At 40.3% G+C, this 12,833-nt stretch carries 10 protein-coding genes, 1 tRNA gene and 3 pseudogenes; 3 read left to right on the top strand and 11 right to left on the bottom strand.

Annotation, left to right across the window (positions count from 1 at the left end):
* The first annotated feature begins 98 nt into the window (after window positions 1–98).
* Window positions 99–617, top strand: coding sequence for a DUF456 domain-containing protein (locus tag TOL9009_RS0134100; RefSeq protein WP_029637824.1), 519 nt, complete (start codon window positions 99–101; stop codon window positions 615–617).
* Window positions 618–704: 87 nt separating this feature from the next.
* Here the strand turns inward: TOL9009_RS0134100 and TOL9009_RS0134095 are convergent, their stop codons facing one another.
* The 7 genes and pseudogenes from TOL9009_RS0134095 to TOL9009_RS0134065 form a co-directional block, all read right to left on the bottom strand.
* Window positions 705–2,081, bottom strand: a complete 1,377-nt coding sequence (locus tag TOL9009_RS0134095) for an aromatic ring-hydroxylating dioxygenase subunit alpha (protein WP_029637823.1) — start codon at window positions 2,079–2,081, stop codon at window positions 705–707.
* Between the two features lie 641 nt (window positions 2,082–2,722).
* Window positions 2,723–3,559: a PEP-CTERM sorting domain-containing protein gene (locus tag TOL9009_RS0134090; RefSeq protein WP_029637822.1), complete on the bottom strand. Its 837-nt coding sequence runs from the start codon at window positions 3,557–3,559 to the stop codon at window positions 2,723–2,725.
* Window positions 3,560–4,116: 557 nt separating this feature from the next.
* Window positions 4,117–4,782 (bottom strand): phycobilisome degradation protein NblB, encoded by a 666-nt coding sequence (gene nblB / locus TOL9009_RS0134085; RefSeq protein ID WP_029637821.1) that lies wholly within the window; start codon window positions 4,780–4,782, stop codon window positions 4,117–4,119.
* A gap of 114 nt (window positions 4,783–4,896) precedes the next feature.
* The gene (locus TOL9009_RS0134080; protein ID WP_029637820.1) at window positions 4,897–5,361 is read right to left on the bottom strand and encodes a CBS domain-containing protein; all 465 of its coding nucleotides are present in this window, start codon (window positions 5,359–5,361) and stop codon (window positions 4,897–4,899) included.
* A gap of 156 nt (window positions 5,362–5,517) precedes the next feature.
* Window positions 5,518–5,682, bottom strand: a pseudogene (locus tag TOL9009_RS0134075) (M42 family peptidase); the annotation flags it as partial.
* A 210-nt stretch (window positions 5,683–5,892) separates the two neighbouring features.
* Window positions 5,893–6,597, bottom strand: coding sequence for a Uma2 family endonuclease (locus TOL9009_RS0134070; RefSeq protein WP_029637818.1), 705 nt, complete (start codon window positions 6,595–6,597; stop codon window positions 5,893–5,895).
* Window positions 6,598–6,778: 181 nt separating this feature from the next.
* A complete protein-coding gene (locus TOL9009_RS0134065) occupies window positions 6,779–7,840 on the bottom strand; it encodes an SGNH/GDSL hydrolase family protein (RefSeq protein ID WP_029637817.1) in 1,062 nt (353 codons plus the stop codon).
* A 385-nt stretch (window positions 7,841–8,225) separates the two neighbouring features.
* On the opposite strand from TOL9009_RS0134065, the gene glcD reads away from it, so the two are divergent.
* Both glcD and TOL9009_RS0134055 read left to right on the top strand, forming a co-directional pair.
* Window positions 8,226–9,695, top strand: a complete 1,470-nt coding sequence (gene glcD / locus TOL9009_RS0134060) for a glycolate oxidase subunit GlcD (protein WP_029637816.1) — start codon at window positions 8,226–8,228, stop codon at window positions 9,693–9,695.
* Window positions 9,696–9,891: 196 nt separating this feature from the next.
* Window positions 9,892–9,963: transfer RNA gene (locus TOL9009_RS0134055), tRNA-Lys, on the top strand.
* A 155-nt stretch (window positions 9,964–10,118) separates the two neighbouring features.
* On the opposite strand, the gene TOL9009_RS0134050 is transcribed toward TOL9009_RS0134055, so the two are convergent.
* From TOL9009_RS0134050 to TOL9009_RS44095, 4 genes and pseudogenes are all read right to left on the bottom strand, one after another.
* A complete protein-coding gene (locus tag TOL9009_RS0134050) occupies window positions 10,119–11,333 on the bottom strand; it encodes an RNA-guided endonuclease InsQ/TnpB family protein (RefSeq protein WP_029637815.1) in 1,215 nt (404 codons plus the stop codon).
* A 407-nt stretch (window positions 11,334–11,740) separates the two neighbouring features.
* The gene (locus TOL9009_RS46565; protein WP_144238453.1) at window positions 11,741–11,923 is read right to left on the bottom strand and encodes a hypothetical protein; all 183 of its coding nucleotides are present in this window, start codon (window positions 11,921–11,923) and stop codon (window positions 11,741–11,743) included.
* Window positions 11,924–12,019: 96 nt separating this feature from the next.
* A pseudogene (cas12k, locus tag TOL9009_RS44100) lies at window positions 12,020–12,598 on the bottom strand (type V CRISPR-associated protein Cas12k); the annotation flags it as partial.
* Window positions 12,599–12,833, bottom strand: a pseudogene (locus TOL9009_RS44095) (IS630 family transposase); the annotation flags it as partial.

The following is a 12,833-nucleotide window of genomic DNA, read 5'->3' as shown; positions in this document are numbered from 1 at the left end:
GGACTAGGGACTAGAAAAAGAATTATTACCAATGCCCTATTCCCAATGCCCTATTCCCAATTAACAATTAACAATTAACAATTAACAATTACAAAGAAATGCAAATTATTTATTGGTTACTTGTTGCGGTGATGATTTTCGGTATCATTGGTGCTGTGGTTCCGGCAATTCCGGGAACCAGTTTAATTTTAATTTCGATTATTGTTTGGGGATTTGTTAGTGGTTCCTTTGCAGCAATTAAAATACCACTAATTGTGACAATTATTGTTTTAATTTTAAGTATTGGAGTAGATTTCTTAGGAGGTTATTTAGGAGCAAAACAAGCAGGTGCTAGTAAATACGGACAAATTGGAGCGGTAGTTGGTTTATTGCTGGGATTTTTTGGATTATTGCCGACTTTGCCTTTTGGAGGTCCGTTGTTAGGGATATTATTAGGACCGTTGTTAGGTGCAATTATCGGCGAGTATATATATCAACGAAACTTTCAGTTAGCGGTGAAAGCTGGTTTAGGGATTGTAGCAGGAACGTTAATTGGAAATTTGATTCAGGGAATATTAGCGATCGCTGCGGTTGCAGTTTTTTTATTCACAACTTGGTCGCAGGTATTTGGTGGGTAGAATTTGCACTATAAATAAATGTAGAGACGCGAAATTTCGCGTCTCTACACCGCGTATTGCAAGCAACCGAGAAGCGCTATATTAGTCCTATAGTTTTACTACGGGTAAACCTTTTTTAGGAATGCTGCTCATAAATCTTTCCCGAATTGAGCCTAGTTTATAGGAGCAAATTAAACTGAATATGCCAAACAAAAGCGGTATCAAAACTATTCTTGTCGGCAGATTAATTGCTATTAATAACAACGCTAGTATTGCCAAGACTGCCGTAAAATTTTGACAAAAATCTTTGACTTTATCTATCAGCACTAGAGATTGCCGACAACTAGGGCAATGCTTTGTATGTCTGTGCCAGATATCGTATAATTGCTTATCACTTAATTCTTGAAAAGGTGCTTCTACTACTGACTGCCATGCCGGTTTACCACCAGCAAACTCATCTAACCATTTGCGAAAATTAACGATGCCAACGTCAGCTACTGAAGGCATAAAATATGACTTCTGCCAAGTTTTATCTCCTGTAGATTCGTTAACAGCTTGGGAGTGCATCATTGATAAATCTTGGTTACTTAACTTATAACTAGATGAATGTTTTAACCCAGTTTGTAAATATTTGGGCAATAGTTCAAACCAGAAATTACCTTTTTGCTTAGGACTATCAACAATAAACTTACCAATGTGTTTACAATAACCTGGTTTTGTGGGCACAAAATATAACTGAAATAAAGCAGATTTACCGTTAGAATATTTGTAAATTGTTGTGTTAGAACAGGGTGGAGTGAACTTGCGCGTCGCATCCATATCTTTGTTAAAAATATTGTAGCCAGAATGCTTTAAAGTAAAACCATCTTCAGCAGACATTTCTCCAAACACTTCAAAATGTTGAATGGGAATAGCTCTTTCCGGAGAAAATCCAGCAATTCCTTCATGTAAAAATTGGGCATGAGAAGGGTCAAAACTACTTTCAACAGAGATAGTGTAACCAACAGGAACTTCTGACATAAACCAATCTGTCGCAGAGCTATCAACCTTATATTCTGGCATCACCGCAGCTTGCTTTGAAGTGCTATCTTCAAAAGCAGTAGGACTATTATCTGCCCATATCCATAGTAATCCTTGTAGCACTTGAGTAGGATATGTTGTTACTTGCGATCGCTCACTATTACAAGCAGTTTCTAAAGCCTTTTCATCACTCAGCATGGGAATATTTATACATTTTCCTGTCTCATCAAAACACCAACCATGATGACGACACATTAGGTTTCCATTTTTATTGATACTTCCTAAAGATAACTGCGCCAATTTATGGGGGCAAGTATCATCCATTGCTACCCATTTTTGATTTTTATCTCTCCAGATTACCAGTTTTTTTCCCAACAAATTAATTGGGGTTGGATGCTCCCATTCCAGATAGCTGATAGGAGTTATTGGATACCACTGTTTAGTCCAAGAAAAGTTAGTCATCATCAAATTAATGTATTCAACTAAGATTTGAAAATGGTACTGGTTGAGCCTATTTTGAGTAATCAGCTTTTTTATTTTAGCTCTATCGCACTTGTTATGCTAAATAAGCAGTCTGTACAGGGTCAGCGCATCTTAACATTCATTGACAAGAATATGAATTTATGAGTTGTTTGCGCCGTAAGCGTTTACCGCTAAATCAACCAGAGTTTATCTATTGAATTGTTAAGATACGACAGGATAATTATTACGCTAAATTTACAATTATCCTGTCTTCCAATAGCCTGAAAGAACGGAAATACCTAAGATTCACAAAATAATGATTATGTCAATAGTATTTGAGATGCCCTTGCCCTGGCAGTCTGTAACAGGGAACAGAGAACATGGAACAAGGAATACTGAAATCTGCTGTAATTATCAATAAAAAATGAGTATACGAAAGTAATTAATTACTTCTTATACTCATTTAAAAGACATTGGAAAACGACTTACTTCAATAAAAAATCATATAATTAATGTGTTTTAATGTTGGAGCCTCACTTGTAGATAGGATGAAAAAGCTAAAACTGATAATTGAAAGCTGTAAGGCATGATTATTGCTTTGCCGCAAGTCAAACATGCCAACCAACCACACTCTTCCTTGGTAATTAAAATTGGATAGCTTTACGACGACGAGTTGCTACCAACAATCCACCAACTAAAGCTAAACCAGCGATCGCTGTTGGTTCGGGAACTGATGTTGCATGAGTGAGAGCAAAGTCACTGTTAGCATTACTTTTTTCTGCTACTGAATCATAGGTATAAGGAGTGAGGGTTAGGAAATCAAATTTGGCATTTCCGAAAGGATTTGCAATATCGTAATAACCACCACCATTACCCTTAGAAAAGCTGAGATTTGTAACTAAACCACCAATAAAACTCCAGCTAGCAGTGTCTTTACCTGTTACTGTAAGAATGCCCTCAAGCCCAGTATTAGTTTTGATTTTCGCAGCCTCCCACACTGTATCTGCAAACACACCGGGTCGGTATAAGAAGCTTAAACCGATATTTTTGAGAACATCTCCAGGATTGGGAAGAGTTAATACAATCGACTCTCCGTAGTTAATTTCACCACCAACGACATCGCGAACAGGTTTGTTACCGGATACACCTACACCAATGACACCGTTAACTTTTTTACCTTGAAGTTCTTTACCTTCAGGATTAGGTGTAATTGTGAAACCGTCACCAGTTTTACAGTTTGGCTTAATAGTAGTAGAACTTAACCCGCTGCTTGTGAAAGGACCAGCGAGAGCAGAGCAACTTCCTAAATCAGTACTTGTGTTGAAATTAAAAGCTTGAGCGGGATTAGAAGAAAGAGCCAGAGCGCTGCTTGTAATTAAACCGATAAAAGCGAAGGATTTTTTGTAATTCATCATTTCTTTGGTGAGGTTGGATACTGTTAGTGAAATAGCTGTCGCGGTAAATTGTTTGTTTAATTTCATGATTCTGTCTCTCAATCTCAGGTATTTTTTAATGCTTGAGGCAACTAATTTGTTGTGCCTCCTCTGCGTGTATATTCGTATGTTATGCGGTATTCACTGAGGTGTCATCTGGTAGACCCACACATTCATTTAAACTTTATTAGTCAATTTGTTTATGTAAAGCCTAATAGTAAAAATACAGATTATGAACAATAATAAATTACAACAATATACTGATGTTGTGTAAAAATAAAGTGTGATGGTTTCCAGCTTTTTACAGACTCTTTACAAAGAAATGAAAAGCTTTTCATGAAAAAATGAGCAGGAAACATCAAGCTCAAAGCAAGCATTGCCTGTCATCTATTAGGAAAGCATTTCTTAGACTTTGCGTATTTGCAGAATGTAGAGACCTAGCATTGCTACGTCTCGACGAGGATTTGGGGCTAAACACCAACGGTATTGAAATATAAGCGTTGAAACGCTTACTACTGTTATTAACAACCAAAAAATCCCCATCTAATAATAGATGGGGATTTGAAAGTACTGTGTTACCAGAGATTATCCAAACTCATACTGCCTTAAGTTGACTGCAAAGATTTTTTAGCCTCAGCAGCGATCGCCTCTACTTGATCAGTAGCCAAAGTTTCTAATATAGATTTGGCATCTGCACCACCTAGAAGATTCAAAGATTGCACTAGTCTATAGCGTACTTGCCAATCTGGATTACTCGCATACGGTGCCAATAAGGGAACTGCTTGTGCGTCTCCCAATTCCCCAAAAGAACTAATAGCAGCCGTTTTTACTAACTCGTTATCTGAAGAGAGCGCTTCTTTGAGTAGCTCAAACGCTCGTGGATCACCTAACTCTCCTAATGTGGCAATAATACTGAATTTTACCAGCCATTCGGGTGTTGTACGGTAAACCTGCTGCATATCTTCAAAAGCTGCATGTAGTTTCAGGGCACCCAAACAGTCAGCAGCAGCAGCTTGCACATCAGGTTCAGGATCTTTGAGCAAGCGATCGCGCAATATATTCAAAGATGCGTCTAAATCTTGTTTGCCCAAAGTATCAAACAGACTCACCGCTGAATAGCGCACGCGGGAATTACTGTCAGTAACCGCACTTTGAGCCAACTCAAAACCAATCCCAGGTTCCAAATTGCGAATTTGATTAACCGCACGCAAGCGATCGCCCAAATCCTCAGAACTAAGCATTTCCTTAACAGACTCAGGAGTTATACTCATTGTTGATAATGGATAGTTGATAGTAGATGGTTGATAGTTGATAGTGGTTGGTAGATGGTTGATAGTTGATAGTGGATAACCATTGACCATTGACCATTGACCAACAACCAACAACTAATCTTGATTTGCTGCCATTGCCCGAACAATGTCACCACGAGTGAGAATACCAATCACTTGACCCGATTCGTCAAGGACTGGCAAGCGGTGAACCTTCTTATCGTGCATAACTCTGGCTGCTTGTGCTAAAGTTTTTTCCGCCTTAATAGTGATGGGATCTTTGCTCATAACTTCCCCAACAGTTTGTCCCAGTGCTTTATGCAGATCGCGTTCGTAGGTGGCAGGATTTTGTAAATAGATGACGCTATCGAGAAACATGATGTATGCCGGTGGAGTTACACCAGTTTCTTGCCACATCAAATCCGTTTCCGATATAATACCTACCAATTTACCTGCATCATCTACAACAGGTAATCCACTGATGCGTCGTTCTGCCAGAATTTGGATCGCTTCATTTAAGGAAGTTTCTGAGCGGACAACAATCGGGTCACGGCTCATCACATCGGCAACGGTTTTCGGCATTTGCGCTTGTTAACCTTTTTTTCAATCTCTTTGGTTCATTGTAGAAAATTACGGGTATCAACCGGACGGTGTTAATAGATTGTTACTTCTCAAAATAATCAAGAGTCAATAGTCAAATTCTGTTGTGCAAAATTTTTGTAGTAAATCTATACAGTTAGCGATCGCTCGCTCTGAATTTTTCCCCGGTATTTTGGCAATAAGATTATCTGCGCGATCGCGTAGCGTCTCCTGCGGAGAATCGCTCCACACTTCTACACCACTGGGGGAATGGTGCATTACCAATTCTTCAATTATTTGAAATAAATTGTCGTAATCCGACATCGAGAATTTAATTTAGATTTGCATTTTATCGTAACATCAACGCAAACCGAAAAAATCAGGACTTACGCACGGACTACGTATTTCCGTCCCTATCGACGCTTCGGTTGCAATCTCTAAGTCTTATTTTCTCGCGACTGAGTGCGTAAGTGATAAAATGATCTGATTTTCCCTTAGCCAGATAAAAGCTTGTAAACTGCCTTTGTAATGTCTCTAAAGGCTATTTGGATCTACGCCCATAGCCAGGAGCCTTTCTGCAAGTAATTGGGCACGTTGTTCAGCTTCGGAAGCACGTTGTTCAGCTTGGGAAGCACGTTCATCACCAGTTAGCAAAATGTTCCCATCTTTGTAACACCAACGCAACCAAATATCTTGTCTACCTTCAAATTCTCCTTCCCAGAGAGTCAAACCTAAATCAACTTGTTCTAACCAAGTTTCTGTAGTTTCAAAATAACGCCTTCCTCTAAGTTCATAAATGCGTAGCGGTTGTCCTAATTGCTGAGTGGGGTCATATACAATGTAGTAACTCACTCGCATGTGTTCATAAATTTCTAGTTTTTTCCCCAGTTCACCACCTTCTTTATTTGAGACAATTTCAATTGCCACTTCTGGTGGTTTACCAAAACGCCAAACCATGTAACAACGATTTTGCTTTTCCCACCAATTTTGAGGCACTTCTACATCTAAGCTGAGGAAAATATCGGGTACAATGGGAGGCTCACCATCTGTATGATAAATGCCAACATTAGCCTCGGCTAGGAAAGTTTGATTTTGTCGAGAACTGTAAAGAGAAGTGACTGAAAGACGTTGTTGTTTAGCAGAGGCGAAATTGTCCATAGGCGTATCATCTTCAGTGACTAGTTGGTTAGCATCTGGCACGTAGTAATCATCATTATTGATCAAAAGTTGCTCAACCATAAATTTATCTACAAATTTCAAGTCTTATTTCTAGGTTAGATGATTGCTCCCATAAAAAGTGCGATCAGCCTTTAAGCTTTAGCGATCGCACTTTATATAATTGGATAATACCGTATACCCACACCCAGTAAGGATAATGCTATGTCTCTACGTGTATTTAATAACAACGCAATCTACTGTATTAGTGAACCGGCTCTCTAGAAGGTTCTGCCTCAACAACCCGATTTCGTGAAGTTACTTTCCGCTTCCGCACTTTTGCTGCACCCAAAGCACCAAGCGCTAACATCCCCAACGCTGCCGAAGGTTCGGGAATGGTTTTACCATTAATTGCTGCCAGTGCTGCTTGTGCGATTAAGTTCTGAGCGCGTGAGGAGGGATGGACATTATCAAAGAACAAGAAATCATCTGGGTTATCACAGATATTTGTGACTTGCTGAAAGTTACCTGTTACACAAGGAGTGGTTACATCCTTAAAACCAAATTTAGCTGGAGTAGCTCTTATTGTATTAAAAAGAGTATTAATGTCAACAGAATAGATATTTAAATCCGGGTTGCTGGTGCGAAGACTGCTGATAGCTAATGCTAATTGTCTATTATGCTCTTGTGTCAATTGATTTAATTGACTGGGAAAGCCTAAAATTTTTCCAAAAGGACTTTCCCCCAAATCAGGTAAGTTAAATACTAAGAAATTTGTCGCTCCACCTTGAGCCAAAGAGCCGATTGAATTAGTTAAATTCTGAATTACTTGATTAACGTTTGTATTGCCTGCAAAATAATCATTTCCCCCACCAAAAATTGAGTAGAGACCATTTGAATCAACTGGCAAATTTTGCCTCAACAAAGCAACTTGCCCCAGCACTCCTGGTATATTATCTTGAAAACCGGGAAAAGAACTAACTATACCTGTTTGAGCACCACCTAAGGCGAAATTAACCCCATCTTTAGGAATAGTATTCGGAATAGTTTGGAGGGCAACAAAAGGTGTGGGTATTAATCCTGTCTGCGAACCGAAATAATCTACCCAAATTGGACCGTTAGAAAAACGTCCAGGAAAATAAGCCGGAAGGTTGGAATTATTGACTCTAGGGACGGGTATTTGTCCTTGTGTAGCTGTGAAAGTATTACCCGTATCAGAAAGACTATCACCGAATACATAAAGCGCATCAAACTTGGCAGCGATCGCTTTCTCTGGCAAAGTAAAACAGAAAAGGGCAAATCCTGTAGCTACAAGTTCTTTTTTCATGGCTTATTTAATATTTTGTAAGTGGAAAAAATAAGTGTGAAATTAAGGCTTATATTTCTGCAATGTTCAGCAATCTAATGAGGAAATTAGATTCTTTTGCGTAATCTCACGCTCACTATTTCTTTAGAGTATACCTTCCAGCATAGCAAATACAGTTAGTACCCAGATTTGTCTTTAGCAGTTTTTTATAATTTTGCGCTATTTTGTAAAGTAATTGTGAAGCGGGCAATATACAGTCTGAAACGCATCTAAATCCCGTTAGCGCAGTGTTTCCGTGATGTATAAGGGTACGTTGCGATCGCATAGTGAAGTAATTTTATTGGATAACTGTTTACGCGGATACGATCTAATTAATAGCAAATAACGCTTTTCTTTTTAACTACTCATGATTACTCAAGAAAAACAACAACGCAACTGGAAACCCATAATCAAAGAATTTGAGGCTGTATTGGGCAAAAATGGGGTAGTACAGCGTCGTGAAGAACTGATCACCTATGAGTGTGATGGTTTAACTAGCTATCGTCAACGTCCTGCTGTGGTAGTTTTGCCAAGAACTACAGAACAAGTTGCCCAATTGGTGAAGATATGCGATCGCTATTCTATCCCTTTTATCGCCCGTGGCTCTGGCACCGGTTTATCTGGTGGTGCTTTGCCAATTGAAAATTGTGTTTTAATTGTCACTTCTTTAATGCGGCAAATACTCAGCGTAGATTTAGAGAATCAGCGGGTAGTCGTTCAGCCTGGGGTAATTAACAATTGGGTAACTCAAACCGTATCTGGTGCTGGATTTTACTACGCTCCCGATCCTTCCAGTCAAATTATCTGCTCAATTGGTGGCAATGTCGCAGAAAATTCTGGAGGTGTGCATTGCTTGAAGTACGGTGTCACCACTAACCACGTTCTCGGATTGAAAATTGTCACACCTGATGGTTCAATTGTCGATATTGGCGGACAAATTCCGGAAATGCCTGGTTATGATTTAACAGGTATATTCGTTGGTTCCGAAGGCACATTAGGAATTGCTACAGAAATTACTTTGCGAATTCTCAAAAGTGCAGAATCAATTTGCGTTCTTTTAGCAGATTTTACCACAGTTGAAGCAGCAGCAGAAAGTGTTTCTGACATCATCAGCGCCGGAATTATTCCTGGTGGTATGGAAATGATGGATAATATCAGCATCAATGCTGTGGAAGATGTAGTTGCTACTAATTGTTATCCCCGCGATGCTACGGCAATTTTGTTAGTAGAAATCGATGGTTTAGAAGTAGAAGTTGCCGCAAATAAACAGCGGGTTGCGGAAATTTGTCTCAAGAATGGTGCGCGTAACATTACTTCTGCTAGTGACTTAGAAACGCGATTAAAATTGTGGAAAGGACGCAAAGCTGCTTTTGCTGCTGCTGGACATTTAAGTCCTGATTATTATGTTCAAGATGGCGTAATTCCCCGCACGCAATTACCTTACGTCTTGCAAGAAATTGAGGCATTAAGTCAAAAATTTGGTTATAAAATTGCAAATGTGTTTCACGCAGGAGATGGCAATCTTCACCCACTAATTCTCTTTGACAACTCCGTTGAAGGAGCATTAGAAAAGGTGGAAGAAGTCGGCGGAGAAATTCTGAAACTTTGTGTTAAAGTAGGTGGGAGTATTTCTGGTGAACATGGCATTGGTGCAGATAAAAAATGTTACATGCCAGATATGTTTAGCGAAATTGATTTAGAAACTATGCAATGGGTTCGGCAAGTTTTTAATCCTCAAGGTTTAGCAAATCCTGGAAAGATTTTTCCCACCCCACGTACTTGTGGAGAAGCTGCGTCTGCAAGTAAGCAGCAGTTTGAAGGTGTAGAACTGTTTTAAATTTGGCGCCAAGATGCATTACTATGAGACGTTCGGTGCGGAACGTCTCTACAATCAATCGTGTGGAATAAGGAAAAATCGTTATATAAAAGGTAATACGCCTGATTTGCCCAGTATCCTTGAAGAAGTCGGAAATTTGATTTTTTCGCAAATGCTGGCGTATGCTTCAGAAGTAGGCTATAGTAGATGACTATGCGGGTGACTAGCTCAATGGTAGAGCATCAGACTCTTAATCTGTTGGTTCTGGGTTCGAGTCCCAGGTCACCCATTGCCGCTTGTACACGCCTCAAGCTAGGAGGCGCATTGAAACCTCCTATAAATTTAGGGCAAGCATTACCAGTTGTTGCTTTCAACCCGCCTCAAGCTAGGAGGCGCATTGAAACTAGAGCCTTGGTAGACGGTAGCGGATTGACACTCCCCCGTTTATAAAACGGGGGATTCTTGGGTCAAAAGGGTGCTATTGCTTAACCCCTCGCCAAGCATCTTGACCGTATGCCCTACGGCTGCAAGACCACGCTGCATCACCACCATAGCAGCTGCAACATCTCTATCAGTTTGAAATCCACATTCACCACAAGAATGTATCCGCTCGCTTAAATCTTTCTTTCCGGTGTGGTGGCTGCAATTGGGGCAAGTTTGACTGGTTCCATTGGGGTTGACCTTAGCAAAATAAACCCCGCGCTTCCAACACACCCATTCTAAGATTGAGAGAAATTCACCAAAACCTGCGTCTAAAGTATGCTTTGAAAACATCCCTTTAGCCCACGCTTTAAAATTCAAATCCTCAGCAAATATCATTCCACTTTGGTCGCATAAATGATGTGCTAACTTGAAATGAAAATCCTTGCGAGTGTTGTGAATATATTCGTGTATCCGTGATACCCTCAGTTGAGCTTTTCGCCAGTTATTTGATCCTAATTTCTTATGACTAACCATGCGTTGCAGCAATTTCAGCTTGCGTTGGAGATCCACAAAAAATCTTGGTCTAGCGATTTGTTCACCAGTGGATGTAGCTAAGAAACTTTTTAGCCCTAAGTCAATACCAATAGGTTGACCGTGTGGCGCAAAACTTGGAACATCAACTAAGCATTGCAGTGTGAGCATTACATACCACCCCGAAGCTTTCCTCACCACTTGGGCTTGCTTTGCCGCAAACCCATCTGGGATAGGTCGGGATAGTTGCATTTTCACCCAGCCAACACCAGGAAGTTTAACTTTGCTTCCTTGGATTGGATTAACCCCTAATTGTGGAAACAATAAAGAGCGCATTCTCCCTTTTTTCTTGAATCGGGGGAAACCTCTACCCGTCTCCCACATTCCAATAAATGCTTTTTCTAATCTTCTTAACACTTGCTGCAACATTTGAGAATGTGCTGCATTGAGGTCAGGATTAGTAATTCTTGCTTGAGTTAAAGCTTTGCATTGAGAAGCGAAGGTCGGTCGAGGCGCATCAGCCGGAATGATGTACTCATTTTTTAGACTGCAAGCATCAATTCTGCATGATCTAGACTGATACCAATCTTTCCTTTCTGCCAACGCAAAATTCCAAACCCTGCGAGAGGTTTCTAGCCACGTCTCATAGGTTAGGGATTGCAGTTGTGTTAGTTTTAGGCGATAGGTATACGTTAGATTTAGCATTTATCCATTGTATCTTAAAAATGAATAAACTGTTTTTAAAGCCAAATAAATTTGGCTTATTCGCTTATATCCCCCGCATGAATGACGGGGGCTTTACGCATCACGACTCGTAACCCAACCTTTCAACCCGCCTCAAGCTAGGAGGCGCATTGAAACCACCAAGATGGATAACTTCAATGCCATGAATCAACGCTTTCAACCCGCCTCAAGCTAGGAGGCGCATTGAAACTCCGTGCTTGAAACCCTTTATTTATCAAGCTTCCTAGAGGCACTTTTGGCAGGACTACCAAAATTACTCACTAGTTGAAACTGAAAAAAGTAAATCCAGTGACAACTAAAAACCTAGAAAGTATGCTAATAAAGGGATTTGAAGATTTGGCAGGAGTCCCAGGGAAATCGCTCCCGCTTTACCATGCCAAAAAATAATTAAGGTGGGTTCCTCCTTGGTCGGAGGTGATTGGGTAGCCACCACTGCGGTAAACCCGCACCTCTATTACTGGGGGCGCACCTAATTCCTGTCCGCAAGGGACAGCAGCATCAAGGTGGGCAGCTACCAGGGTCAGAAAGCAAGACTGTTTAACAGCAGTCAAACTAACCCAAATTTACACAGCACAGAGGCTTGTAACAAGCATGAACTGCGGCGCTATTACTGATTATTTTATTGTCAAGGTTCGGTGTTTTGTCAATCAGTTTATTTTGCGGGAATGGTAAGCTGCGATCGCTAATTCTTTCGCTTTCTCCTGTGGACTACCTCGAATTGGCTGTTTTGACTCCTCTATAACAATTCCAACTTTAGCAGCTGACGAGTGAATATTTGCCATCAATCTGCCGTAACTCCACTGATGGACGCTAACTCGGTATTGTTTAGCATACTGTTTTTGAACTTCTATTAAGTCTGATTTTTGTTCAGCTTTGGCTTGAACCTCACTTTGAACTTGTTCTCGCATATTGTCCAAGTTAGGTAAAACAATACTTCCAGCAGAGTAGTTCAGTGCGATCGCAATAATCTCTTTCGCCAGCAAGCTGTCTACATACTGACCTAACTCCGATTCTCCAAACTGATTTGGTGCAGCAAGCGTTTGAGCTATTTGGCGTTGGTGGGATAAAAAATGCTTTTGCTGTCGCTGTCGATTTAGCAGTTTGTAATTATCACCCAGTAGTTGTTTTATGCTGCGATAGGTAAGGACTTGACCTGTAGTGCCGTTTACTACTGCAACAGTTGCAGGTTTTTCTAAGCCGAGGCTAATACCAACAAGAATATAGGACTAATATTTGATTTTTGAAAAAGCTCCGTACATCTGAAGAGTGGGAAAATCAAAGGTAGTGTGACGGATAAACCATTCAAACATCCATTTTAAATGAGAGAATGAAGGGAGCAAAGCACAAAAACGTCGAACCCAGGTTTTGGCTTGCAACCAAACATCCTCAATGGGGTTTTGTACCGGACAATTGGGAGCAAAACGAACGCAGTGTATTTTCCACTGGTCAGTTGAAAGTCCT

This window comes from [Scytonema hofmanni] UTEX 2349 (assembly GCF_000582685.1).
Lineage (GTDB): Bacteria > Cyanobacteriota > Cyanobacteriia > Cyanobacteriales > Nostocaceae > Hassallia > Hassallia hofmanni.
This window is presented reverse-complemented; position numbering and strand designations above follow the sequence as displayed.